We start from the raw sequence: 24,189 nt of genomic DNA on the forward strand, positions 1-24,189 counted from the left end.
ATGGATCGCGGGAATGGCTGGGACGATTCCGCCGAGGCCTGGATCGCCGACATGGGCGAGGAAGGCGATTTCTCGCGCCGCCATGTGCTCGACGCCCCGATGCTGGCCCGCATCCGCGGCCGCGGCTTCCGCAATGCGCTGGACGTGGGCTGCGGCGAGGGACGCTTCTGCCGGATGCTTGCCGCCGAAGGCATCGCCGCGACCGGCATCGATCCCACGCAGAAGCTCATCGAAACCGCCCGCAGCCGCGACGACAAGGGCAGCTACGTGCAGGCGCGCGCCGAGGCCCTGCCCCTGCCCGATGCCGGTTTCGACCTGGTGGTCAGCTACCTGACGCTCATCGACATCGACGATATCCGGGCCGCCATCGCCGAGATGGTGCGCGTCCTGCGTCCCGGCGGCAGCCTGCTCGTCGCCAACCTGAACTCGTTCAGCACGGCGGGCGGCTGGAAGGGCGATCCCGGCTCGGGCTACCTGATCGACAACTATCTGGACGAGCGTGCGGAATGGGTCAGCTGGCGCGGCATCCTGATCCGCAACTGGCACCGCCCCTTCCACGCCTATATGCAGCCGCTTCTGGCACATGGGCTGCGGCTGGTGCATTTCGACGAGCCGGCACCGCAAGGCGGCGATCCCCGGCAGGCCGCGCGCTATCGCCGCGCGCCCTATCTGCATGTCATGGAATGGGTTCGGGGCTGAGGGCCCCTCCGTCCCCGAACGGCGGCTTTCCGAAGCGCCTCGCCCGCGGCGGGCCTGGCTTCGCCGTCCCGATCCGTCCCCTGCGCATCCGGTCGGCAATCCCACCGGTGAAGCCGGCCCGGTTCAGGGGCCGGTCTCGCCTGCCTAATCGCTGAATCCCTCAATCGTCGTCATCGTCGTCGTCGTCATCATCGTCGCGACCACGGCGGCGGCGGCGCCGGGGGCGGTCGTCGTCATCGTCGCCCCAGGAGCGATAGCGGACGGACCGGCGGTCGTCGTCATCCCCGCGCCAGCCGCGATAGGTCCAGCCGTCCAGGCCCGGCAGCAGCAGCCTCTCGATCCCGCCGCGATGGAAATAGCGGGGGAAATCGTCGTCATCGGCCAGGGCCGCACCCGGAAGGATTGCCGTCGAGAAGGTCGCGGCCGTCAGAATCATGCGAAAAGGTGCCATGCGCTTCATCCTTTGATCCAAGGCAACGCCAGAAGGTTGCAAGGGGGTTACGGAACGCCGCGCGGTTTATTCCCGCCGATTTGCGATTTTCGGGAACTCCATCCTCGGCGGGCGGTGGCGGCACGGGAACCAACCCGGCCGGGTCGCGTTCCGCTGACGACCAGAAAGGGAGAGAACAACGATGAAGGGTATCGTCGCCTGGCTCCTGGGCGTTCCGATCTTCGTGATCATCCTGCTTTATCTGACCGGCATCTTCTGACCGGAATTCGATTGCAAGCCATGCGCCCGGGGGCCGCCTCCGGGCGCATCCATGTCCGGGCCATGCAAGGCTGGACGCCCCCGGGCCGCAAGGCTAAGCATGGGCGCCCTGCCACGATCCGGAGCCGCCCCGCATGACCGACACCCTGCTGATGCTCGCCGCCGGATTCTTGGGCGGGATGCTGAACGCCGTCGCCGGGGGCGGCACCTTCATCACCTTCCCCGCCCTCGTCGCCAGCGGCGTGCCGGTGGTCTCGGCCAATGCCACCAGCACGGTCGCCGCCCTGCCGGGCTACCTGTCCGCCGCGCTGGGGTTCCGCCACGAGATCGCGCAGATCGAGCGTGCATTGGTGCTGCGGCTGACCTTCTGGACGCTGACCGGCGGCATCGTCGGCTCCTGCCTGCTGCTGGTCTCGTCGAACCAGGCCTTCGCGGTGCTGGTGCCCTTCCTGCTGCTGGCGGCGACCTCGGTCTTCATCTGGGGCGCGCAGGTGCGGGAATGGGCGGCGCAGCACCGCAACGCCGCGGCACCCTTCGGCGCCGGGACCATGGTGCCGGTCGCGATCTACGGCGGCTATTTCAACGGCGGGCTGGGGATCGTGCTGCTGGCGCTCTTCGCGCTTTGGGGCATGACGCAGCTGAACCAGATGAACGGGCTGAAGAACTGGCTGTCCTTCGCGCTGTCGGTGATCTCCTTCGCGATCTTCGCGGCGGGCGGGCAGGTCGCCTGGTGGCCGGCGGCGGTAATGAGCCTGGGCACTGTCCTCGGCGGCTATCTGGGCGCGCCAGTGGCGCGGCGAATCCCGATCCCGGTGTTGCGGGCATTGATCGCGGCCATCGGCTTTGGCATGACGGCGCTGTTCCTCTGGCGGCTTTTCTGACGCCGGCCCAACCCGAAAGGATTTTCCATGTCCGAGATCAAGCGCATCGAGACCGGCCCCCGCATGAGCCAGGCGGTCGTCCATAACGGCACCATCTACCTGGCCGGCCAGGTCGGCAAACCCGGCGAATCGGTGGCCGAGCAAACCCGCGAGGTGCTGGCCCAGATCGACCGGCTGCTGGCGGAATGCGGCTCGGACAAGACCCGCATCCTGTCGGCGCAAATCTGGCTGGCCGACATGGCCGATTTCGCCGAGATGAACGCCGTCTGGGACGGTTGGGTCGCCCCCGGCCACGCCCCGGCCCGCGCCACCGGCGAATCGGCCCTGGCGACTCCCGACTACAAGGTCGAGATCATCGTGGTCGCGGCGCAGAACTGATCGCCGCCATGACCGAACGCGCGGCGCGCAGGCCGGGAGGCTCGCCGCCGCGCCCCAGCCGCTGCATGGTCAGCGCCATGGCGGCCAGTTGCTCGCTCCGTTCCTCGCCGTTTTCGATCAGCCGGTAAAGCGCCTGCGACATGGGGCCGGGCTGGCAGTTGCGGCCCAGATACTCCGGCACGGCGCGGGTCTCGCTGACCAGGTTGACCAGCGTCACCGTATCGGTCCTGAGCAGGAACCCGATGATCAGCCGGCTGAGCGGCGCCACGTCATAGCCGATCACCATGGGCACGTCGTTCGCTGCCAGATCCAGGCTGACCGTGCCCGAGGCCGCCAGCGCCAGGTCGGCGGCGGCAAAGGCGGCGCGCCTTTCCTCGGGGCTCTCGACCACGACCGGGGCGGTGGGCCAGCGCCGAGCCATGTCGCGCACCAGCCCCGAAACGCCCCGCACGGTCGGAATCACCACGCGAATCTCGGGCACCCGGTCGCGTAGCCGGATCAGCGCCTCGTCGAAGCGGGGGCCGAGCCGGCCCACCTCGGTCCGGCGCGAACCCGGCAGGCACAAGACCAGCGGCGCATCCGGCGCGATGCCGTTCGCGGCACGAAACGCCGCTGCCTCGGCCTCGCCCGCCACCGGCTCGGCGACGATGGGATGGCCGACGAAATCGCAACTCATGCCGGCGGCCTGCATCAGCGGCGGCTCGAAGGGCAGGATCGCCAGCACATGGTCGATCACCTCGGCCATCTTCCTGGCCCGCCCCGGCCGCCAGGCCCAGACCGAGGGCGCGACGTAATGGATGGTGCGCAAATCGGGGTTCAACGCCCGGGCCTGGCGCGCCACGCGCAGGCAGAAATCCGGGCTGTCGATGGTGATCAGCGCATCGGGCCGGGCCTCGGCGACGGCGCGGGCGGTCTCGGCGATCCGGGCCTTGAGCGCGCGGTATTTCGGCAGCACCTCCCAGATGCCCATCAGGCTCAGCTCTTCCATGGGAAAGCGGCTCTCCAGCCCCTGGGCCGCCATGGCCGGACCGCCGACACCCAGGAACGCGGCATCCGGATCAAGCTGCTTCAAGCCGGCCATCAGGGCGCCGCCCAGATTGTCGCCCGAAGGCTCGCCCGCGATCAGGAAGAATTTCATCGCGCCGCTCCGCTTGCCATGCCCCGACATGAGTATTTGAAGAACAGAGAAGCACCCCGGCATTCTTCGTCGGTCAAATACCCTGCTGCCACTCTCGCGGCACCGTCACTTGAGTATTTGGGGAACGGCGAAGCAAGCCTCTTTTCCGTTTTCCAAATACCCGTTCAACCGCGCGCCCAGAGAAACAGCCCCGCCGCCTGGGCGCGGCGCAGCGCCTCGGCCCGGTCCAGCAGGATGACGCTGCCCGCCTCCCAGGCGATGCCGGCCAGCCCGGCCTTGGCAGCCTGGGTCACGGTGTCGGGGCCGATGGTCGGCAGGTCGATGCGGCGATCCTGGCCGGGTTTCGGCGCCTTGTAGAGCACGCCGCCCGCTCCCTTGGGGTCGGGTTTCAGACCCGCATGCAGCTTGGCGAATTCCAGCATGGCCTGGGTGCCCGGCAGCGCTTCCACGGCGAGGCAGAGCCCCTGCGCAACCACCGCGCCCTGGCCGATATCCAGCGCGCCAAGGCCGGCGACGATCTCGGCGGCGCGGGCGGCGTCCTTCTGGTCGCGCTGGCTTGGCTCACCCGACAGCACACCTTCTCCGGGCACCAGTTCCGGCAGGATCTGATCGACAGAACAGATGGATATTCCGGCTTCCTCGAAAACGTCGAGAACTGCGCGCAGCGCCGCGTCGTCGCCCGACTGCATCCCCATCAGGATGCGCGGCACGATGGTCAGGGTGCGCGCGTCGAAAAGCTCCGGCTCGATCTTCGGGCGGCGGATGGCACCGGCAAAGACCGCCTGGGTCACGCCTTGGTCGGCCAACTCGTCCAGAAAGGGCACCAGGCGTTCCAGGCGGAAAGGCTTGGCCTCGACCTGCGGTTTCAGGTTGTCCAGCGCATAGACCAGCGGCTGGTCCAGCGCGGCGGCGATTGCGGGGGCAAGGCTGCCCTCGCCGGCGATCAGGGCGATGCGGCTCATGGATGGGGCGCCAGGAAGCTGCGGTCCGAGGGACCGAGGATGAAGTCCAGAACCTCGCGCACCATCGGGCCATTCTCGGCCTCGGCCAGGTGCCGGGCGGTATCGCGAAAGCTGCCCTGGCCCAGTTGCGCCAGCATGTCGCGCAGCGCATGGATTTCCTCGCGCGAGGCGCCGCGGCGCTTCAGCCCCACCAGGTTCAGCCCGTCCAGATGGCCGCGCGGCCCCTGCACCAGGCCGAAGGGGATCACATCCGCCGTCACCATGGTCACCGCCCCGATCATCGCGCCGCGGCCGATGCGCACGAACTGGTGCACGCCCGACAGCCCGCCGACGATCACGTCGTCCTCGAGCACGCAATGGCCGGCGACCGAAGCGTTGTTGACCAGGATCACCCGGTTGCCGATCTGGCAGTCATGCGCGACATGGCTGCCCGCCATGAAAAGGCCGTCGTCGCCGATCCGGGTGACGCCGCCGCCGCCCTCGGTGCCGGGGTTCATGGTGACATATTCGCGGATGCGGTTGCGGGCGCCGATTTCCAGCCGCGTGCGCTCGCCCCGGAACTTCAGGTCCTGCGGCACCTCGCCCAGCGAGGCGAAGGGAAAGACCACGGTCTCGTCGCCGATCAGGGTCTCGCCCGCCACGACGACATGGGATTTCAGCACCACGCCCCGGCCGAGGCCGACCTCGGGACCGATCACGCAGAACGGGCCGATCTCGCATCCCTCGCCGACCTGCGCGGCGGGGTCCACGACGGCCGAGGGGTGGATGCGGGTTTCAGCCATTGTCGCCACGGTTCAGCATGGCCATGACCTCGGCCTCGGCGGCCAACTGGCCGTTGACGATGGCGCGGCCCTCGAACTTCCAGATCTTGCCGCCGCCGCGCAGGGTCTTCATGTGCAGCTCCAGCACGTCGCCCGGCACCACCTTCTGGCGGAAGCGGCATTTGTCGATGGACATGAAATAGGTGCCCATGCCCTTGTCGGCGAGATTCAGGCTGACGCCGACCAGCACCGCCGCCGATTGCGCCATGGCCTCGATGATCAGCACGCCGGGCATGACCGGCTCCTGCGGGAAATGCCCTTCGAAATGCGGCTCGTTCGAGGTCACGTTCTTGACGCCGACGCAGCTTTCGGCCGGGACGATGTCGCGAACGCGGTCCACCAGCAGGAAGGGATAGCGATGCGGCAGGATGCGCTTGATCATCGCCAGATCGACTTCGGTCGGCGGGATATAGGCGGTCTGGTCATCGTTGGGGGCGGCGGCCATGCGGTCCTCTTGGAATGTTTTCATTTGCCTAGCAACGGGGCGCGGACTTGGCAAGTTTCGCCGTGTCAGGTGCTGCGCAGCCGACCGCGGCCCTCGGCCAGCCAGCCCGCCACCGCCAGCCCGGCGATCAGCGCGAGCCAGGCCCAACCCGGCAGCAGCGGACGATGCGTCATGCCGCTGACCGAGGCCGCTTCGCGCGGGGTGATGGCGATCCAGGGCCCGCCGACACCCTGGCCATGCGCCGGCCGTCCCTCGCGCACGGTGCGCAGGCCGGGCATGCCTTCGGAAAGCCGCAGCACCGCGCCCTGCGTTGCCTCGGCCAGCGGACCCAGCACGGCGCCCGAGGCGACGGTCTGCTCGAATTCGCGCAGCGCCGCGGGGCCGAGCGCCAGCACGCGGCCGATATCGCCCTCTTCCAGCCGGTAGAGCCCCGGCCCGGGCGCCGTCCAGCGTGCGGTGAAGCGGCCCGGCCCGGCTTCGGTCAGCGCGACCTCCTCGGTCTGGCCATCGGGGCGCGTGATGCGCACCGGGCCAGCAGTCACCTTCATCGTGCGGCGGGTGATCGTGACCGCCAGTTCGCCGCTGACATCGGCCAGCAGCGCCTCTTCCTCAAGTTCGGGCTCCTGCATCGACCAATGCGCGATGCGGCGCAGCAGTTCCAACTGCGGCCCGCCGCCCTCGAAGCCGCGACCCCAGAGCCAGACCTGGTCCGAGGTCAGCATCGCCACCCGCCCCTCGCCCACGCGGCTGAACAGCAAAAGCGGCTCGTCGTGCGCGCCGCTCAGCACCACCTGGGCATCGGGATCGGGGATCACCTGCGACATGCGCAGCCAGCGGCCCCAATGGCTTGCCGCATCCTCTGCCGGGGCGCCGGGCAGACCTGCGGTGACCGGATGACGCTCGCCGTCCTCGGTCAGGCGCGGCAGGAAGGGCTCGGCATAGACCCGGCCGGTGGGCCGCGCGGGCAGGATCGCCCCCAGGGGCGACAGGTTCAGGCTTTCCACCGTGGACATCTCGGGCCCCGCCGAGACCAGGATCGCGCCGCCCTCTTCGACATAGCGCCGGATGTTGTCGTAATATTGCGGCAGCAGGATGCCGCGCACCCGGTAGCGGTCGAAGATGATCAGGTCGAAATCCCGGATCCGCTCCATGAACAGTTCCTGGGTCGGAAAGGCGATCAGCGACATCTCATCGACGGGAACCGCATCCATCTTGTCCGGCGGCCGCAGGATGGTGAAGTGGATCAGGTCCACGTTTGCATCCGATTTCAACAGGTTGCGCCAGGTCCTTTCGCCCGCGTGCGGCGCGCCCGAGACCAGCAGCACCCGCAGCCGGTCGCGCACGCCCTGGATCTGCACGGCGGCCGAGTTGTTGCGGTCGGTCAGTTCCGGCACCTCGGCCTGAGGCGCGTCGAACCCGATCGAGACCACGTTCTGCCCGGCATGTTCCGGCACCACCGGCAGGTCCAGCGTCACCCCCGGCGGCAGGTCCAGGCTGCGCATCTCCTCTCCGTCCAGCAGGATGCGAAGCCGGGCGGGGGTCTGCGCCACCTGCGCGGGGACGGCGCCCTGATCCTCGACGCGCAGGCGGATGGTGACGGGCTTGCCGATCAGCCCATAGGCCGAGGCCTCCTCGATCACCAGCCGGCGGTCCCAGTCCTGCGCCTGCCCGGTCAGCAGCACATGCACCGGCGCGGGCGCCGAGGCGGGCAGCATCGGCGCATCATGGGCCAGCCCGTCGGTCACGGCGATGACGCCTGCGACGCGGGCCTGCGGCTCGGCGGCCAGCGCCCGGGTCAGCGCCGTGCCGATCTGGGTGCCGTCCGGGTCGTCGGCAACGGTCACGCGGCGAATCTCGGTATCGGGCAATGCGGAGAGCTGGCGGGTCAGTTCCTCGATCGTGGCATCGGTCTGCTCCGCCCGCCCCGGCAGGGACTGGCTGGCGCTGCGGTCGTCGAGCAGGATCACGATATCCGACAGCTTGTGACGGATGCCCGATTCCAGCGCAGGCCCGGCAAGGGCCGCCGCCGCGGCCAGCCCGGCGATGCCGCGCCAAGCCCAGCCGCGCAAGCCGCGCCACAGCGACCACAGCGCCACCAGCACGCCGAGCAAGGCCAGGGCGCCGACCAGCGGCCAGGACAGCAGCGGATCGAAGGTCAGGCCGCTCATTGCACGACCTCCTCCTGCCGCAGCCGCTCCAGCAGGGCCGGCACATGCACCTGGTCGGATTTGTAGTTCCCGGTCAGCACATACATGATCAGGTTGACGCCGAAACGATAGGTCATCTCGCGCTGGCGCTCGCCCTCGAAGCCCGAGCCGATGCTGAACATGGGCAGGCCATTCTCATCCACCGCCCAGGCCTCGGCCCAGGCATTGCCGCCGATGATGACCGGAGAGACGCCGTCGTTGAGATTGCGAAACGGCACGCCCTCGGCCGCCTGGGCATCGGCCGGGGGCGCCTCGGCCCATATCTCGCGGCCCTGGTAGCGGCCGGGGAAATCCCTGAGCAGGTAGAAGCTGCGGGTCAGCACATGGTCGGCCGGGACCGGCGCCAGCGGCGGGATGTCCAGCGGCGCGGCCAGCGCCTGCAGCGCCGCCGCGCCATCCGGCCCGCCCAGACCGGCGATATCGCCGTCGCGGGTATCGAAGAGGATCATCCCGCCCGAGCGCAGGAAATGGTTCAGCCGCACATAGGCTTGCGGCGAGGGCGGCGCCTGCGCCTCGGTCACCGGCCAGTAAAGGAAGGTCAGCAGCGACAGGTCGTCCTGTTCGGGGTCGATGCCGATGGGCTCGCCCGGCTCGACGGTGGTGCGGGCAGTCAGGACCTGGGACAGCCCGCGCAGCCCGGCTTCCGAGGCGGCATCGACCTCGGAATCGCCGGTGATGACATAGGCCAGCGCCACCTCGTCGGCCGCGCGCACCAGCCGGGGGTCGGGCTCGTCCTGCGCCGAAAGGGCCGTGGCCCAGAACAGCAGGGCAAGGGGGGCAAGCCATCTTCTCATCATGCCATCGCCCTCTGCCTGCCGCGAGCCAGCCAGGCGCTGCCGAGCGCGTCCAGCGCCAGAAGCGCTGCGGCCAGCGCGATCAACCAGCCGCGCAGGTCGAAGCCCGGCGCCTGTGCCCCGCGCTCAATATAGGCGCCGGGCCAGTCGGCCGTCGCGATCGGCCCGCCCGCATTCAGGGCCGCCACCCGCTCGCCGCCGCGATAAAGCCCGGCCGGAGCGCCCGGGGCGGGACCGCGCGCGAAATCGGCGGCGGCGACCGGGACGGTGTCCTGCGGCTCGGTCGTGCGGCCGAAGCCGTCCAGCACCAGTTCGGGCAGCCAGAAGGGCTGTTCGGCGCGATCCGCCTCGGGCGCGCCGGCGCCGACCCGGGCGCTGCGCACCAGCCGGTCCAGCATCTCGACGAACAGGCCCGAGATCGCCAGGTTCGACCATTCCGCGTTGGCCGTGGTGTGAAACAGCACCAGTTGCCCCTGCCCCAGGGCCGCGCGCGTCACCAGCGGCGTGCCGTCCGAAAGCCGGGCGATGCTGCGGTCGGCCAGGTCCGGCGCCGGCTCGGCCAGGAGTTGCGCGCGCACGGTCGTATCGTCCGGTACCGAGAGCCCCGCGAAGGGCCCGTCGGGGGCAAAGGCCGAGATGCCGCGCGGCTCGCCCCAGGCAAGCGCCCCGCCGATGTCGCGCCCGCCGGCGCGCAGCCGCACGGGCAAGAGCGGCTCCTCGGCCAGCCGCTCCGACGCGGCCATGCGCGGCCCGGCAAAGCGGATCAGCAGCCCGCCGCCCTCGACCCATTCGCGCAGGGCCGGCTCATCGGCCAGTCCGAACTGGTCGGCCAGCACGACCACGTCGGGTGAGGCTTGCAGCACATCGCCCAGGCCCCCCTCGATCAGGTCGGTCGAGGGCGCCAGCGCCCGGCGCAGGTAATGCAGCGGCGAGAGCAGCCGCTGGCCCTCGCTGGCGCGGTCGTCGCCGACCAGCGCGACCTTGCGCCGGCGCAGGCTGTCATCGGCCAGCACCACCGCGCCGGCCGAGGCATGGCCCTCGATCTCGAAGCGCGTGATGCGGTTGCGCAATTCGGAGGGCAGGTCGATGGGAACCGGCCAACTGGTCACGCCCGCATCGGCAGAACCCTCGCCGGGCTTCAGCCGCGCCAGCTCTCGCGGCGTGCCCTGCGGGTCGAGGCCGATGGCCAGCACCTCGGCGACCGCGGTCCCGGTCGAGCGCATCCGCAGCGCCGGCTGGTCGCCCGGCACCAGTTCCAGCGCTTGGCGCGGGCCTTCCGGCGGCACCACGGTCACGTTGCCGCGCCCCGAAAGCGCAGCCAGCCATTCCGCCCGCCCCGGATGGTCCAGCCCATCGCTGAGCCACAGCACCGAAAGACCCGCCGGCGCCTCGGCCAGCACCGCCTGAGGATCGGGGGGATAGCGCGTCTCCCATGCCGCGGGGCGCAGGGCCCGCAACTGCGCGGCAAGCTCGGTCGCGGGCAGGAAGGGCAGCACGCCCTCGGCCCGGCCGTCGGCGACCAGCAGCGCCGCCGGCTGTCCCGCCGCCGCCGCGCGATCCAGAGCGCGCAGGGCGCGGGCCTGACGCTGCGGCCAGTCGGGCGCCGCGGCCCAGCCGGCATCCATCACGATCAGCAAAGGCCCCTGCCCGACCTGATCCGGCGCCGGCTTCCAGACCGGCCCGGCAAAGCCCAGGATCAAGGCCGCGATCGCCAGCACCCGCAAGAGCAGCAGCCACCAGGGCGTGTGACGCGCCACCGGATGCGGGTCCCTGAGCCCCAGCAGCAGCCGCGTGCCGGGAAAGCGCACCAGCTTTGGCGAAGGCGGCATGGCGCGCAGGATCAGCCACAGCACCGGCAGCGCGGCCAGCGCCGCGAGGATCCAGGGCGTCAGGAAGCCGAGGGGACCAATGAGCAGCATCAGCCCTCCAGCACCGACCAGAGCCAGAGCAGCGCCTGCGACGGCGGCGCCCCGGTGTCATGCATGCCGAAATGCCAGCCCGCGGTCGCGGCGGCGCGCGACAGCACCTCGCGCCGCTCGGCCAGCCGCGCCAGATAGGCCGTGCGCAGCCCGGCCGCGTCGCGCGTGTCGTGGCGCAGCGCGCCCGAGGCCGAGCGGAACAACACCGCGCCCCGCCAGGGAAAGCCGTCCTCGTCCGGGTCCAGGACCTGCATCAGCACGCCCTGCACGCCCAGGCCGGCGGCGCGGGAAAGGTAGTCCAGCACCGGCTGCGGATCGCCCAGGAAATCGTCGAACAGGATCACCCGCTGGCCGGGACGCAAGGCCTCGGCCGGCGGCGCATCCTCGTCGCGGTCCAGCGCCGGGCGGGCGACCAGCGCCTGGGCCATGCGCTCGGCCTGCAGGCGGCCAGGGCGCGGCGGCTGGCCGGCCAGCGCCACGCGCTCGCCCCCGGCCAGCAGCGCCATGGCCAACGCCAGCGCCAGCAGGTCGGCACGGTCGCGCTTGCCGGGCCGGTCCGTGCCGCCGGTATAGTCCATGCCCGCCGCGGCCGAGACCCAGATCGCCGCCGATTGCGCCACCTGCGCCTCGCGGTCGCGGACGAATTGCGCATCCGAGCGGGCCGAGCGGCGCCAGTCGATGCTGCGCGCCGTGTCGCCGGTGGTGGCGGGACGGTATTGCCAGAAATCCTCGCCCATGCCGGCGCGGCGCTGGCCATGCGCGCCCGGCACCAGCGCCGCCGCCAGCCGCTCGGCCGACAGCATCAGCGCCGGCAACGCCGCCGAGGCGGCCTCGGCCCGGGCGCGAAGCTGATCGGCCGAGGGTCTCACGCCGCCGCCCGCATCCGGTCGTCGAGCAGGCGCGCGATCACGCCCTCGATGGTCTCGCCGCGGGCACGGGCGGCAAAGCTCAGCGCCATGCGATGGCGCAGCACCGGGGCCGCCATGGCCTCGACATCGTCGAGCGTCGGCGCAAAGCGGCCGTTCAGCGCCGCACGGGCGCGCGTGACCAGTGTGAGCGCCTGCGCGGCACGCGGCCCCGGCCCCCAGACCAGCGTATCGGCCATCCAGCCCGGCGCCTCGGGCGCGCCTGGACGGGCCGCGCGCACCAGATCGAGAATTGCATTCAGCACCGTCTCGCCCACCGGCATGCGCCGGATCAGCGCCTGCGCCGCAACCAGCCCGGCCGCGTCGAAGACCGCATGCGCCCGGCCCTCCTCGACCCCGGTGGTGGCCAGCAGGATGGCGCGTTCGGTGTCGCGGTCGGGATAGTCCACGTCGACCTGCAAAAGGAAACGGTCGAGCTGCGCCTCGGGCAAGGGATAGGTGCCCTCCTGCTCGATCGGGTTCTGGGTGGCGAGGACGTGGAAGGGCCGGCCCAGCGGCCGATGCTCGCCGCCGATGGTGACCTCGCCCTCCTGCATGGCCTGGAGCAGCGCGGATTGCGTGCGCGGGCTGGCCCGGTTGATCTCGTCGGCCATCAGGAGCTGGGTAAAGACCGGCCCCTCGATGAAGCGAAAGGCGCGGGTGCCGTCGGGCCGGATGTCCAGCACCTCGGAGCCCAGGATGTCGGCCGGCATCAGGTCGGGGGTGAACTGGATGCGCGCGGTGTCGAGGCCCAGCACGGTGGCCAGCGTATCGACCAGCATGGTCTTGCCCAGCCCCGGCTGGCCGACCAGCAGCGCATGCCCGCCCGACAGGATCGCGGCCAGCACCTGCTCGACCACGGCATGCTGGCCGACGAAGCGGTGCTCGACGCTGGCGCGGGCCTGCGCAAGGCGATCGGTCAGCGTCAAGACTTCGGAAACCAGTTTCTCATTCTCGGCCATGACAATGCCCCGTTTCTGTTCTAGGACAACATAAAGGCAGGTGTGACGGGGTCCACAGGGAATGGAGGAAAAGACTGACAATGCCGTGAGCGATGCGGCCGGAATCGCCGCTGCCGCCAGCCGTGCCTCGAAGAAGGGGCCGCCGCCTGTGCATCTGTGGAACCCGCCTTTTTGCGGCGACCTGGACATGGAGATCCGCGCCGACGGCAGTTGGTTCTACAACGGCACGCCCATCGGCCGGCCCGAGATGGTGCGGCTTTTCGCCTCGATCCTGAAGCGCGAGGGGGATGATTACTTCCTGGTCACCCCCGTCGAAAAGGTCGGCATCCGCGTGGTCGATGCGCCCTTCATCGCCGTCGATGCTGAAATCGGCGAGGACATCGTCTTTACCACCAATGTGGGCGACCGGGTGAGCGCAGGTCCCGGGCATGAGATAGAAATGCGCGGGACGCCGGAAGAGCCCCGGCCCTATGTCCATATCCGCCGCGGTCTTTGGGCGCTGATCGACCGCAAGACGTTCTACCGACTGGCCGATGCGGCTATGCCCGGCGACAACGGGCGTATGGAAGTGCGATCGGGAGGGACGGTCTTTCCCCTGGAGCCCTGACCATGGCGCGATTTGCCGCCAACCTGACCTATCTGTTCACCGAGATGCCCATGTTGCAACGCTTTGCCGCTGCAAGGCGTGCGGGCTTTCACGGGGTCGAGATCCTGTTTCCCTATGACCTTGCCGTCAAGGAGCTGGCCCAGGCCGCACAGGCGGCGGGGGTGGAGTTCGTGCTGATGAACACGCCGCCGCCGAACTGGGCCGGCGGGCCGCGCGGCTTTGCCGCCGAACCGGGCAACGAATCGCGCTTTCGCGACGATTTCGACCGCGCGCTGCGCTTTGGCCGCGCGCTGGGGGTCAAGCATCTGCATGTGATGGCCGGCAAGGCCCGGGGCGGATTGGCGCGACGCACCTTCGTCGCAAACCTGAAATGGGCCTGCGCCCGCGATGCCCGGACCAGCCTGACCATCGAGCCGATGAACCGCCACGACATGCCGGGCTATTTCCTCGACAGCTTCGATCTGGCGGCTGAGATCATGGACGAGGTCGGGGCGCCGAACCTGGGGCTGCAATTCGACGTCTATCAGGCGCAGATGATCCATGGCGATGCGCTGGCGGTCTGGCAGCGCCATGCCGGGCGGATACGGCATGTCCAGATCGCCGACTGGCCCAGCCGGCACGAGCCGCGGCAGGGCGACATCGACTTCGCCGAACTGTTCCGCGCCATCGACGCTTCGGGATATCGCGGCTGGGTCGGCGCGGAATACACCCCCCGCAACTCGACCGAGGCCGGGCTGCGCTGGCTAAGCCTGGCCTGACGCGGGGACACGGGAGGGGCCACGGGTCCGGGGCGCTCGATGGCCCCAGCGACCTCGTGGAAATGTCGCGCCGGACTTCGCGTCAATAGGCCGAACTGCCGGTGCCCGCAGGCAAGGCGCCATAGGGCAGCCAGATGGTCTTGGTGCGGCTGGCCGCGCGCAAGAACTCGCGGCCCTGCGCCTGCGGGCCGCTCCAGTCGCGAGGCTGGGGCGTCCAGACCGGGATCAGGGTTTCGGCCGCGACCCGCTGCACTTCGGCCAGCCCCTCGCCCTGCCCGGCATGCCAGATCGCCGAGACGCCGTCATGGCCCGCCAGCGCCCGGGCAAGGTCGTCGCGCGGGCCGGTGACGATGTTGACCACGCCGCCCGGCACGTCCGAACAGGCCAGCACCTGCGCCAGCGTCAGGGCCGCCATCGGCCGGTCCTGCGACGGGATGGCCACCACCGCATTGCCCATGGCGATGGCCGGCAGCACCAGCGCCATGAAGCCGGCCAGCGGCGCGGCCACGGGCGCGATCAACCCCATCACGCCATGCGGCTCGGGCTGGACGTGGCACAGATGGCCGGGCTTGGCCGAGACCGTCGCTCCATCGTATTTGTCGGCGAAACCGGCATAGAAAAAGCAGCGGCGGATGGCGGCATCGACCTCGGCCGGGCTGGCGAAGCCGGCGAATTCCGCGCGGCGCTGCGCCAGGTTCTCGGCCAGGAAATACAGCACCTGCGCCCGGCCATGGCCGCCCAGGCCCTGCCATTTCGCCAAGCCGCCCTGCGCCGCCTCGACCGCGTTGCGGATGTCCTTGCGGTTGCCCAGCGGGATCAGTTCGTCCTGCGCCGCATAGCTGGCGCCGCCGTCGGGACGCTTCTGCGCGCCGCCGATGTAAAGCTTGACCGTGCGGTCGATCCCGGCGCTTTCCTCGGGCGCCTCGGCCGGGACGATTTCGGACGGCGCCGGATCGCGCTGCGGGGCAACGGGCGCGGCGAGATAGTCCAGCATCCCCTCGCGCCCGCCCTCGCGGCCATAGCCGGAATCGCGCATGCCGCCGAAAGGGGCTGCGGCGTCGAAGAGGTTCGCGCAATTGACCCAGACCACGCCGGCCTTGATCCGTGCGGCGAGATCCGTCGCCACGGTCGCGCTTTCCGACCAGACCGAGGCCGCGAGGCCATAGCGGGTATTGTTCGCCAGATCCACCGCCTCGTCCGGGGTGCGAAAGGTCGAAAGCGTGGCGATGGGGCCGAAGATCTCCTCGATCATGCCGGGGTTGGCGGGCGCGACATTCTTCAGATAGCCCGGCGCGATGAAGCAGCCCGGCGCCGCCGCGCCGCCGACCAGTTCCGCCCCGGCGGCGGTCGCCCGGTCGATCAGCCGCAGGATGCGGTCCTTTTGCACGGGATCGACGATGGCGCCGATATCGGTGGACTTGTCGAGCGGTGCGCCCAGACGCAGCTTCTGCATCCGCGCCCGCAAGAGCGCCTCGAACCGCGCGGCGACCGACTCGGCGACCAGGATGCGCGAGCCGGCGCAGCAGACCTCGCCCTGGTTGAACCAGATCGAATCAACCACGCCCTCGACCGCAGCGTCCAGGTCGGCGTCCTCCATGACGACAAAGGGCGACTTGCCGCCCAGTTCCAGCGCCAGCCGCTTGCCCGAACCCGCGACGGCACGGGCAATGCCGCGCCCGACCTCGGTCGAGCCGGTGAAGGCGATCTTGTCCACCGGCGCCCGCACCAGCGCCGCCCCGGTCTCGCCATCGCCGGTGACGATGTTCACCACCCCGGCAGGCAGGCCGACATGGGCGCAGATCTCGGCGAATGCCAGCGCGGTCAGCGGCGTGTATTCGGCGGGCTTCAGCACCACCGTATTGCCGGCGGCAAGGGCCGGCGCGACCTTCCAGGCCAGCATCAGCAGCGGAAAGTTCCAGGGGATGACCTGGCCGCAGACGCCCAGCGGGCGATGGCCGGGAAACTCGGTCTCGGCCAGTTCGGCCCAGCCGGCATGGTGGTAGAAATGCCGCACCACCAGCGGGACGTCGATGTCGCGGCTTTCGCGGATCGGCTTGCCGTTGTCCAGGCTCTCCAGCACCGACAGGAAACGCTCGCGCTTCTGGATGGTCCGGGCAATGGCATAGAGGAACCGCGCCCGGTCGTGTCCCGGCATGGCGCCCCAGCCGCGCTGCGCCCGGCGGGCGGCACGCACCGCCTTCATCACGTCGCGGGCCGTGCCTTGCGTGACCTGCGCCAGTTCATCGCCGGTCGAGGGATCGCGGCTGGCGAATGTCACGCCCGGCCGGGTAAAGCGCCCGGCGATGAAATGGCCGAAGCTGCCGCGTTCGCGCAGCCAGTCGCGGACGGCAGAGGCATCCTCGGGCGCAGGGCCGTATTCCATGCTTTCCATGATCTCGCTTACCTTCGGCATGTTCACCCCGCGGCCAGACGATGGGCGCCGGCATAGCGCCCGGTGACGTGATGGGAAATCTGCCGCTCGATATCGGCCAGCAGCGAACTGGCGCCGATGCGGAACAGATCGGGCCGCAGCCAGTCGCGGCCCAGCTCCTCGGCCATCAGCACCTGCCAGTTCAGCGCATCCTTGGCGGTGCGCAACCCGCCGGCCGGCTTGAAGCCCACGGCAAAGCCGGTCTGGTCGCGATAGTCGCGGATGGCGCACAACATGACCAGCGACACCGGCAGCGTGGCGTTCACCGGCTCTTTTCCGGTCGAGGTCTTGATGAAATCGGCGCCGGCCTGCATGGCGACATGGCTGGCCCTGGCGACATTGGTCAGGGTCTTGAGCTCGCCCGTCGCCAGGATCGCCTTCATCCGCGCCGAGCCGCAAGCCTCGCGCATCTCGCATATCTCGTCGTAAAGCGCCGCCCATTCGCCGCGCAGCACCAGCGCACGGGAAATCACGATGTCGATTTCGTCCGCGCCCTGGTCCAGCGCATAGCGGATCTCGGCCAGCCGCAGGTCCAGCGGCATCAGCCCGGCGGGAAAGCCGGTCGCGACCGAGGCGACGGGGATCGCGGTGCCCCGCAGCGCCCGCTTTGCCGCCGCGACCATGGTCGGATAGACGCAGACCGCGCCGGTGGTCAGATGCTCGACCCCCAGCGCGGCAAGCTGGCCGGCATCGACGGGCTGGCTCGCCTTGGCGCAAAGCCGCGCCACGCGGTCGGGCGTGTCGTCGCCCGAAAGCGTGGTCAGGTCGATGCAGCGCACCGCGTTCAGAAGCCAGGCCGCCTGCCATTCCTTCTTGAGACTGCGTCGCGCGGCCAGGCTCGTGGCGCGGCGCTCGGCGGCCGGGGTGTTGACCTGGATGTTCTCGAACCAGTCGAGGCGGAAATCGGTGCCGGGGTTCTTGCGCTCCATCGCTCAGCGTCCCCGCAGCCCGTCCCACCAGCGCCGCATGCGGCCGCGTGCCCGGTCGCGGGCCGCGTCGGCGCGGGCGTCCAGCCGGTCCCATGCTTCGTCGGCGGAACGCATGGCGGGGTCGATGGTGCGTTCGCGGAACTGGTTCCACATGCGCCAGAGCAGGAACAGCAGCCCGCCCAGGATCACCAGGATGATCTGCGCCGCCCAGTTGAAGGGCCGCACCTCGGGCCCCGCCACCGGCTTGATCGAGATGGCGTTCGGATAGACCGAGAGCCAGGCGATGCGCCAGCCGTATGAGGTCACGCTGACCCATTCCGGGCTGGCCGCGGTCGAGCGCAGGTCGGTCGCCTGCGCATGCAGGTTCGAGCTGTCGTATTTGAAATAGGGCGGCCAGATCCAGCCGGTATCCTCGTTGCGATAGACATAGGGCTTGCCGTTCGGGCGCACCGTGTCGATGAAGCGCACGTCGCGCTGGCCCTGCGCGTTCTGGACCGTGCCGGTGTCGGGCGAGGCGTAGAAGACCGCATTGGCACCGATGTCGGTCAGCCGGTTATAAGTGTTGGTGATGCGGACCGTCTGCTTCGAGGGCAGCGTGTAATCCAGGAACAGAAAGACCACGATCCCGAAGATCACCCCAAGGACGGTCAGGAACCAGCGCATCGGCGCCCCCTCAATTGTAGTTCACGATCACGATGATCACGACGATCGCGACCACCGGCAGGACCAGCACCAGCCCGACGAGCCGCGCCCGCAGGGTGTTGCTGAACCCCACCATCGAACGCCGCACGAACTCGGCGCGTTCCGGCGAAGCGCCCGCGCGTTCGGGATGGCGGCGATCCCATTCCTTTTCAAGCTCTTCGCGGCGCAGGCTGCGGATATAGATCCAGATCAGCACGTAAAAGATCAGCTCGACGACCAGGACCATGCCGATCAGGCGAAGAAAGGCGATCATCGGGCGGAACCTTCGTTGCAAAGCCTGCCCCATGGAAGGCCCGCGCGTCCCGACTGTCAATGACCCCATTGCCGCGCGGGACGCCGCGGCCTAGCCTTGGGCCATGGACGCGCTTGCCCTCGAGATCGAAAACCGCCGCGACGATCTGATCCGCCTGACGCAGGATCTGATCCGCATTCCGACGCTGAACCCGCCGGGCCGCAACTATCGCGAGATCTGCGAATATCTTCAGGCGCGGCTGGCGCCCCGGGGCTGGGCCTGCGAGCTGATCCGCGCCCACGGTGCCCCGGGCGACAGCGAGGCCTTTCCGCGCTGGAACCTGGTCGCCCGCCATCGGGGCGGCCCGCGCGGCGAATGCGTGCATTTCAACAGCCATCACGACGTGGTCGAGGTCGGCCATGGCTGGAGCCGCGATCCCTTTGCCGCGGAACTGGACGACGGGCGGATCTATGGCCGCGGCGCCTGCGACATGAAGGGCGGGCTGGCCGCCAGCATCATCGCCGCCGAAGCCTTTACCGCGCTTTACCCCGACCATCCGGGCCAGATCGAGATCAGCGCCACGGCGGACGAGGAATCGGGCGGCTTCGGCGGCGTGGCCTATCTGGCAGGCCAGGGCGCCTTTGCCCATGTCGGCCATGTCATCATCCCCGAGCCCCTGCACAAGGACCGCATCTGCCTGGGCCATCGCGGTGTATGGTGGGCCGAGATCGAGACGCACGGCCGCATCGCCCATGGCTCGATGCCCTTCCTGGGCGACAGCGCTATCCGCCACATGGGCGCGGTGCTGGAAGAGATGGAGCGCACGCTGTTCCCGCTGCTCATGACCAAACGGACCCAGATGCCGGTGATCCCCGAAGGCGCGCGCAATTCGACGCTGAACATCAACTCGATCCATGGCGGCGAGCCGGATCTCGGCCCGGATTTCACCGGCCTGCCAGCGCCCTGCGTCGCCGACCGCTGCCGCATCATCATCGACCGCCGCTTCCTGATCGAAGAGGAACTGTCGGAAGTAAAGCGCGAGGTCGCCGCGCTCCTGGAAAAGGTCAAGGCGCAAAGGCCCGGTTTCACCTATGAAATCCGCGACCTGTTCGAGGTGATCCCCAGCATGACCGACCGCGAGGCGCCGGTGGTGCGCTCGACCGCCGCCGCCATCGAGCGAGTGCTGGGCCGCGAGGCCGGCTATGTGGTCAGCCCCGGCACCTATGACCAGAAGCATATCGACCGCATCGGCAAGCTGAAGAACTGCATCGCCTACGGGCCGGGCGTGCTGGACCTGGCGCATCAGCCCGACGAATGGGTCGGCGTGCAGGATATGCAGGATTCCGCTCGTGTCATGGCCCTGGTGCTCGACGACATCCTGCACGGCGCATCGGGGGATTCCCCCGGCCGGCCGCCTGTGGCATGATCGCGCGAAACAACCGAGCAGCCCATGACCCAACGCCTGTCGATCAGCGCCCTCATCTTCTTTATCGTGATGATCCTCCTGGGCGTCTATTTCGCCTATGCGGCGGTGCAGGGCCCCTCGGGCATCCTGCGACGGGTGCAGTTGCAGGCCGAGACGCAGGAACTGATCCAGCAGCGCGACAGGCTGCAGGCCGAGGTCGACCGCATGCGCAACCTGACCCGGCGGCTGTCGGACGAATATCTGGACCTCGACCTTCTGGACGAACGCGCCCGCGACGTGCTGGGCCTGGTGCGCGCGGACGAAATCATCATCCGCTGAGCCTTTCTCGGCTCGTCCCGAATTTCACCGCTCCCCAAATACTCATGCGACCGCGCCGCCGGGCGCCGCGCCCGCGTCTGAGGCGCCCGATCCCCGGTGCCGCCGGCATTGCCCGTGCAAGCGGCTTTTCGCATCAGCCCTCTGGACGGATGCACGAGTCCGGTTTACTTCCCCCGAAAGCTTCGCCTAGAATTAGTTTAACGCTGAACTATCCCCGCCCCGAGGAGGAGGCCCATGGTCAGAAAGCCCGCAGCCAAGCAAAGCACGCCCAACGTGTCCAAGGATGAGCTGCTCAAATACTACCGCGACATGCTGCTTATCCGGCGATTCGAGGAAAAGGCCGGCCAGCTTTACGGCATGGGCCTGATCGGCGGCTTCTGCCACCTCTACATCGGGCAGGAAGCCGTGGTCGTCGGCCTGGAATCCATCGCCAAGGAAGGTGACAAGCGCATCACCAGCTATCGCGACCACGGCCACATGCTGGCCTGCGGCATGGAAGCCCGCGGCGTGATGGCCGAGCTGACCGGACGGATCGGCGGCTATTCCAAGGGCAAGGGCGGCTCGATGCACATGTTCAGCCGCGAGAAGCATTTCTACGGCGGCCATGGCATCGTCGCGGCCCAGGTGCCGCTGGGCGCCGGCCTGGCCTTTGCCGACAAGTATCTGGGCAACGACAACGTCACCTTCGTCTATTTCGGCGACGGCGCCTCGAACCAGGGCCAGGTCTACGAGACCTACAACATGGCCGAGCTGTGGGAACTGCCGGTCGTCTTCGTCATCGAGAACAACCAGTATGCCATGGGCACCTCGATGAAGCGCTCGACCAAATCGACCACGCTTTTCGGCCGCGGCGAAAGCTTCGGCATCAAGGGCGAACAGGTCGACGGCATGGACGTGCTGGCTGTCAGGGCCGCGGGCGAAAAGGCCGTGGCGCATTGCCGCGCCGGCAAGGGGCCATACATCCTGGAAGTCATGACCTATCGCTATCGCGGCCACTCGATGTCCGACCCGGCGAAATACCGCACCCGCGAGGAAGTGCAGAAGATGCGCGACGAACGCGACGCCATCGAACATGTGCGCGAGTTGCTGTTGCAGGGCCAGCACGCCTCCGAAGAGGATCTGAAGGCCATCGACAAGGAGATCAAGGATATCGTGAACGACTCCGCCGAGTTCGCCAAGGAAAGCCCCGAGCCGCCGCTGGAAGAGCTGTGGACCGACATCTATGCCAAAGAAGTGCCGCAGGGCGGCGCCGAAGCGAACGCCTGAGGGGAGGGAACCATGGCAACCGAAATCCTGATGCCCGCCCTGTCGCCGACCATGGAGGAAGGCACGCTGGCCAAATGGCTGGTCAAGGAAGGCGATAACGTGAAATCCGGCGACATCATCGCCGAAATCGAAACCGACAAGGCCACGATGGAGTTCGAGGCCGTCGACGAGGGCATCCTCGGCAAGATCCTGATCGCCGAGGGCAGCCAGGGGGTCAAGGTCAACACCCCCATCGCGGTGCTGGTCGAGGAAGGCGAATCCGTCGATGCCGCCCCGGCGCCCAAGGCCGAGGCCGCACCCGCCGAGGCCAGGGCAGAGGCCCCGGCCGCTCCGGCGCAGGCCGCCGCGCCTGCCCCCGCCCCGGTCGCGGACCTCTCGCCCGACTGGCCGGAAGGCACGCCGATGAAGACCATGACCGTGCGCGAAGCCCTGCGCGAGGCCATGGAAGAGGAAATGAACCGCGACGAGACCGTCTTCCTGATGGGCGAGGAAGTCGGCGAATACCAGGGTGCCTACAAGATCAGCCAGGGCCTCCTGGACAAGTTCGGCCCGCGCCGCGTGGTCGATACGCCGATCTCGGAAATCGGCTTTGCCGGCATCGGCACCGGCGCCGCCATGGCCGGGCTGCGCCCCATCGTCGAGTTCATGACCTTCAACTTCGCCATGCAGGCCATCGACCACATCATCAACTCGGCCGCCAAGACGCTTTACATGTCCGGCGGCCAGATGGGCTGCCCCATCGTCTTCCGCGGTCCGAACGGCGCCGCCGCCCGCGTGGCGGCCCAGCACAGCCAGGACTACGCCGCCTGGTATGCCCAGATCCCCGGCCTCAAGGTGGTGATGCCCTATTCGGCCGCCGATGCGAAGGGCCTGCTGAAACAGGCGATCCGCGACCCGAACCCGGTAATCTTCCTGGAGAACGAGATCCTCTACGGCCGCAGCTTCGAGGTGCCGGATCTCGAGGATTTCACCATCCCCTTCGGCAAGGCCAGGATCGTGCGCCCCGGCAAGGACGTGACGCTGGTCAGCTTCGGCATCGGCATGGCCCACGCGCTGGAAGCGGCCGAGAAGCTGGCCGCCGAGGGCATCGAGGCCGAGGTGATCGACCTGCGTACCCTGCGCCCCATCGATTACGGCACGCTGATCGAATCGGTAAAGCGCACCAACCGCTGCGTCACGGTGGAAGAGGGCTTCCCGGTCGCCTCGATCGGCAACCACCTCTCGGCCTATATCATGGAGAACGCCTTCGACTATCTCGACGCGCCGGTGATCAACTGCACCGGCAAGGACGTGCCCATGCCCTATGCCGCGAACCTTGAAAAGCACGCGCTGATCACCGCCGACGAGGTGGTGGCGGCGGTCAAGAAAGTCACCTACCGCTAAGGAGCGAGCGAGATGCCGACAGAAATCCTGATGCCCGCGCTTTCTCCGACCATGGAAGAGGGCACGCTGGCCAAATGGCTGGTGAAAGAGGGCGACGAGGTCAAATCCGGCGACATCCTGGCCGAGATCGAGACCGACAAGGCCACGATGGAATTCGAGGCCGTGGACGAAGGCAAGCTGGGCAAGATCCTGATCGCCGAGGGCACGGCGGGGGTCAAGGTCAACACCCCCATCGCCGTGCTGCTGGAAGAAGGCGAATCCGCCGACGACATCGGCGCGGCGCCGGCGCCCAAACCCGAAGCCAAGGCCGAGGCCGATGCCCCGAAGGCCGAGGCCGCCGCGGCACCGGCGGCAGCCGCAGCCCCTGCCCCGGCCGCGCCGAAATCGGCCGATGGCGGGCGCATCTTCGCCTCGCCGCTGGCCCGGCGCATCGCGGCCGAAAAGGGCATCGACCTCGCCTCGGTCGCCGGCTCGGGTCCGCATGGCCGCATCGTCAAGGCGGATGTCGAGGGCGCCAAGCCCGGCGCGGCCAAGCCCGCCGCCGAGGCTCCGAAAGCCGCCCCTGCCCCGGCGGCCGCCGCACCCGCCGGCCCCTCCGCGGAAACCATCCTCAAGATGTATGCCGACCGCGAGACCGAAGAAGTGGCGCTGGACGGCATGCGCCGCACCATCGCCGCACGCCTGTCGGAAGCCAAGCAGACCATCCCGCATTTCTACCTGCGCCGGTCCGCAAAGCTCGACGAGTTGATGAAGTTCCGCGCCATGCTGAACAAGCAGCTGGAATCACGCGGCGTGAAGCTGTCGGTCAATGACTTCATCATCAAGGCCTGCGCGCTGGCACTGCAAGAGGTGCCGGATGCCAACGCGGTCTGGGCCGGCGACCGCATCCTCAAGCTTAAGCCTTCGGACGTGGCCGTCGCCGTGGCGATCGAGGGCGGGCTCTTCACCCCGGTGCTCAAGGACGCGCAGCAAAAGACCCTGTCGGCGCTGTCCGCCGAGATGAAGGACCTGGCCAACCGCGCCAAGACCAAGAAGCTGGCGCCGCATGAATACCAGGGCGGCAGCTTCGCTATCTCGAACCTCGGCATGTTCGGGATCGAGAACTTCGACGCGGTGATCAACCCGCCGCATGGCGCGATCCTTGCCGTCGGCGCCGGCATCCAGACCCCGGTGGTCGAGAATGGCGAGGTGGTGGTCCGCAACGTCATGTCGATGACACTCTCGGTCGACCACCGCGTGATCGACGGCGCGCTTGGCGCCCGGTTGCTGGAAGCCATCGTCAAGCACCTGGAAAACCCCATGGGCATGCTGGCCTGA

At 69.0% G+C, this 24,189-nt stretch carries 24 protein-coding genes; 10 read left to right on the plus strand and 14 right to left on the minus strand.

Going from position 1 to position 24,189, the window contains the following annotated elements:
* On the plus strand, window positions 1-699 hold the full coding sequence (locus tag QPR87_RS08375; RefSeq protein ID WP_285049117.1) for a class I SAM-dependent methyltransferase: 699 nt from the start codon (window positions 1-3) through the stop codon (window positions 697-699).
* Between the two features lie 160 nt (window positions 700-859).
* Here the strand turns inward: QPR87_RS08375 and QPR87_RS08380 are convergent, their stop codons facing one another.
* A complete protein-coding gene (locus tag QPR87_RS08380) occupies window positions 860-1,150 on the minus strand; it encodes a hypothetical protein (RefSeq protein ID WP_011750145.1) in 291 nt (96 codons plus the stop codon).
* Between the two features lie 392 nt (window positions 1,151-1,542).
* Here QPR87_RS08380 and QPR87_RS08385 point away from each other — a divergent pair, with 392 nt between their 5' ends.
* On the plus strand, window positions 1,543-2,289 hold the full coding sequence (locus QPR87_RS08385) for a sulfite exporter TauE/SafE family protein (protein WP_285049120.1): 747 nt from the start codon (window positions 1,543-1,545) through the stop codon (window positions 2,287-2,289).
* Window positions 2,290-2,316: 27 nt separating this feature from the next.
* Window positions 2,317-2,667, plus strand: coding sequence for a RidA family protein (locus tag QPR87_RS08390; RefSeq protein WP_285049121.1), 351 nt, complete (start codon window positions 2,317-2,319; stop codon window positions 2,665-2,667).
* On the opposite strand, the gene lpxB is transcribed toward QPR87_RS08390, so the two are convergent.
* From lpxB to QPR87_RS08430, 9 genes are all read right to left on the minus strand, one after another.
* A complete protein-coding gene (gene lpxB / locus QPR87_RS08395) occupies window positions 2,642-3,805 on the minus strand; it encodes a lipid-A-disaccharide synthase (RefSeq protein WP_285049123.1) in 1,164 nt (387 codons plus the stop codon). The two genes, QPR87_RS08390 and lpxB, sit on opposite strands and share 26 nt — an antisense overlap.
* Before the next feature lie 164 nt (window positions 3,806-3,969).
* Window positions 3,970-4,767 (minus strand): LpxI family protein, encoded by a 798-nt coding sequence (locus tag QPR87_RS08400; RefSeq protein WP_285049124.1) that lies wholly within the window; start codon window positions 4,765-4,767, stop codon window positions 3,970-3,972.
* The gene (lpxA, locus tag QPR87_RS08405; RefSeq protein WP_011750140.1) at window positions 4,764-5,549 is read right to left on the minus strand and encodes an acyl-ACP--UDP-N-acetylglucosamine O-acyltransferase; all 786 of its coding nucleotides are present in this window, start codon (window positions 5,547-5,549) and stop codon (window positions 4,764-4,766) included. The genes QPR87_RS08400 and lpxA overlap by 4 nt, the downstream gene beginning before the upstream one ends.
* A complete protein-coding gene (gene fabZ, locus QPR87_RS08410) occupies window positions 5,542-6,033 on the minus strand; it encodes a 3-hydroxyacyl-ACP dehydratase FabZ (protein ID WP_049792409.1) in 492 nt (163 codons plus the stop codon). Before fabZ ends, lpxA begins: the two co-directional genes overlap by 8 nt.
* Before the next feature lie 65 nt (window positions 6,034-6,098).
* Window positions 6,099-8,201 carry a hypothetical protein gene (locus QPR87_RS08415; RefSeq protein ID WP_285049125.1) on the minus strand — a complete coding sequence of 701 codons (2,103 nt, stop codon included), beginning with the start codon at window positions 8,199-8,201 and terminating at the stop codon, window positions 6,099-6,101.
* Window positions 8,198-9,034, minus strand: coding sequence for a DUF4159 domain-containing protein (locus tag QPR87_RS23615; protein WP_350310448.1), 837 nt, complete (start codon window positions 9,032-9,034; stop codon window positions 8,198-8,200). The genes QPR87_RS08415 and QPR87_RS23615 overlap by 4 nt, the downstream gene beginning before the upstream one ends.
* Window positions 9,034-10,953, minus strand: coding sequence for a BatA domain-containing protein (locus QPR87_RS08420; RefSeq protein WP_350310449.1), 1,920 nt, complete (start codon window positions 10,951-10,953; stop codon window positions 9,034-9,036). The genes QPR87_RS23615 and QPR87_RS08420 overlap by 1 nt, the downstream gene beginning before the upstream one ends.
* Complete coding sequence (locus QPR87_RS08425) at window positions 10,953-11,822, minus strand: DUF58 domain-containing protein (protein WP_011750135.1); 870 nt, start codon at window positions 11,820-11,822, stop codon at window positions 10,953-10,955. Before QPR87_RS08425 ends, QPR87_RS08420 begins: the two co-directional genes overlap by 1 nt.
* Window positions 11,819-12,820 carry an AAA family ATPase gene (locus tag QPR87_RS08430; protein ID WP_011750134.1) on the minus strand — a complete coding sequence of 334 codons (1,002 nt, stop codon included), beginning with the start codon at window positions 12,818-12,820 and terminating at the stop codon, window positions 11,819-11,821. The genes QPR87_RS08425 and QPR87_RS08430 overlap by 4 nt, the downstream gene beginning before the upstream one ends.
* Before the next feature lie 61 nt (window positions 12,821-12,881).
* On the opposite strand from QPR87_RS08430, the gene QPR87_RS08435 reads away from it, so the two are divergent.
* Complete coding sequence (locus QPR87_RS08435) at window positions 12,882-13,427, plus strand: DUF1285 domain-containing protein (RefSeq protein ID WP_011750133.1); 546 nt, start codon at window positions 12,882-12,884, stop codon at window positions 13,425-13,427.
* Window positions 13,428-13,429: 2 nt separating this feature from the next.
* Window positions 13,430-14,185: a hydroxypyruvate isomerase family protein gene (locus tag QPR87_RS08440; RefSeq protein ID WP_285049127.1), complete on the plus strand. Its 756-nt coding sequence runs from the start codon at window positions 13,430-13,432 to the stop codon at window positions 14,183-14,185.
* Window positions 14,186-14,267: 82 nt separating this feature from the next.
* On the opposite strand, the gene QPR87_RS08445 is transcribed toward QPR87_RS08440, so the two are convergent.
* Genes QPR87_RS08445 through QPR87_RS08460 form a run of 4 tightly spaced genes read right to left on the minus strand, consistent with a single transcriptional unit; the run spans window position 14,268 to window position 18,500 of the window.
* Complete coding sequence (locus tag QPR87_RS08445; protein ID WP_285049128.1) at window positions 14,268-16,598, minus strand: aldehyde dehydrogenase family protein; 2,331 nt, start codon at window positions 16,596-16,598, stop codon at window positions 14,268-14,270.
* Window positions 16,599-16,600: 2 nt separating this feature from the next.
* Window positions 16,601-17,545 carry a deoxyribose-phosphate aldolase gene (gene deoC, locus QPR87_RS08450; protein ID WP_285049130.1) on the minus strand — a complete coding sequence of 315 codons (945 nt, stop codon included), beginning with the start codon at window positions 17,543-17,545 and terminating at the stop codon, window positions 16,601-16,603.
* A gap of 3 nt (window positions 17,546-17,548) precedes the next feature.
* A complete protein-coding gene (locus tag QPR87_RS08455; RefSeq protein ID WP_104490932.1) occupies window positions 17,549-18,208 on the minus strand; it encodes a DUF1523 family protein in 660 nt (219 codons plus the stop codon).
* 10 nt (window positions 18,209-18,218) lie between these two features.
* Window positions 18,219-18,500, minus strand: a complete 282-nt coding sequence (locus QPR87_RS08460; RefSeq protein WP_011750128.1) for a hypothetical protein — start codon at window positions 18,498-18,500, stop codon at window positions 18,219-18,221.
* A gap of 103 nt (window positions 18,501-18,603) precedes the next feature.
* On the opposite strand from QPR87_RS08460, the gene QPR87_RS08465 reads away from it, so the two are divergent.
* From QPR87_RS08465 to QPR87_RS08485, 5 genes are all read left to right on the plus strand, one after another.
* Window positions 18,604-19,905 (plus strand): acetylornithine deacetylase/succinyl-diaminopimelate desuccinylase family protein, encoded by a 1,302-nt coding sequence (locus QPR87_RS08465; protein WP_285049133.1) that lies wholly within the window; start codon window positions 18,604-18,606, stop codon window positions 19,903-19,905.
* Between the two features lie 24 nt (window positions 19,906-19,929).
* Window positions 19,930-20,223 (plus strand): FtsB family cell division protein, encoded by a 294-nt coding sequence (locus QPR87_RS08470; protein WP_011750126.1) that lies wholly within the window; start codon window positions 19,930-19,932, stop codon window positions 20,221-20,223.
* Window positions 20,224-20,457: 234 nt separating this feature from the next.
* The gene (gene pdhA / locus QPR87_RS08475) at window positions 20,458-21,489 is read left to right on the plus strand and encodes a pyruvate dehydrogenase (acetyl-transferring) E1 component subunit alpha (RefSeq protein WP_011750125.1); all 1,032 of its coding nucleotides are present in this window, start codon (window positions 20,458-20,460) and stop codon (window positions 21,487-21,489) included.
* Window positions 21,490-21,501: 12 nt separating this feature from the next.
* The gene (locus QPR87_RS08480; RefSeq protein WP_230999748.1) at window positions 21,502-22,872 is read left to right on the plus strand and encodes a pyruvate dehydrogenase complex E1 component subunit beta; all 1,371 of its coding nucleotides are present in this window, start codon (window positions 21,502-21,504) and stop codon (window positions 22,870-22,872) included.
* Window positions 22,873-22,884: 12 nt separating this feature from the next.
* On the plus strand, window positions 22,885-24,189 hold the full coding sequence (locus QPR87_RS08485) for a pyruvate dehydrogenase complex dihydrolipoamide acetyltransferase (protein WP_285049136.1): 1,305 nt from the start codon (window positions 22,885-22,887) through the stop codon (window positions 24,187-24,189).

Source organism: Paracoccus sp. SSJ, from assembly GCF_030234105.1.
Lineage (GTDB): Bacteria > Pseudomonadota > Alphaproteobacteria > Rhodobacterales > Rhodobacteraceae > Paracoccus > Paracoccus denitrificans.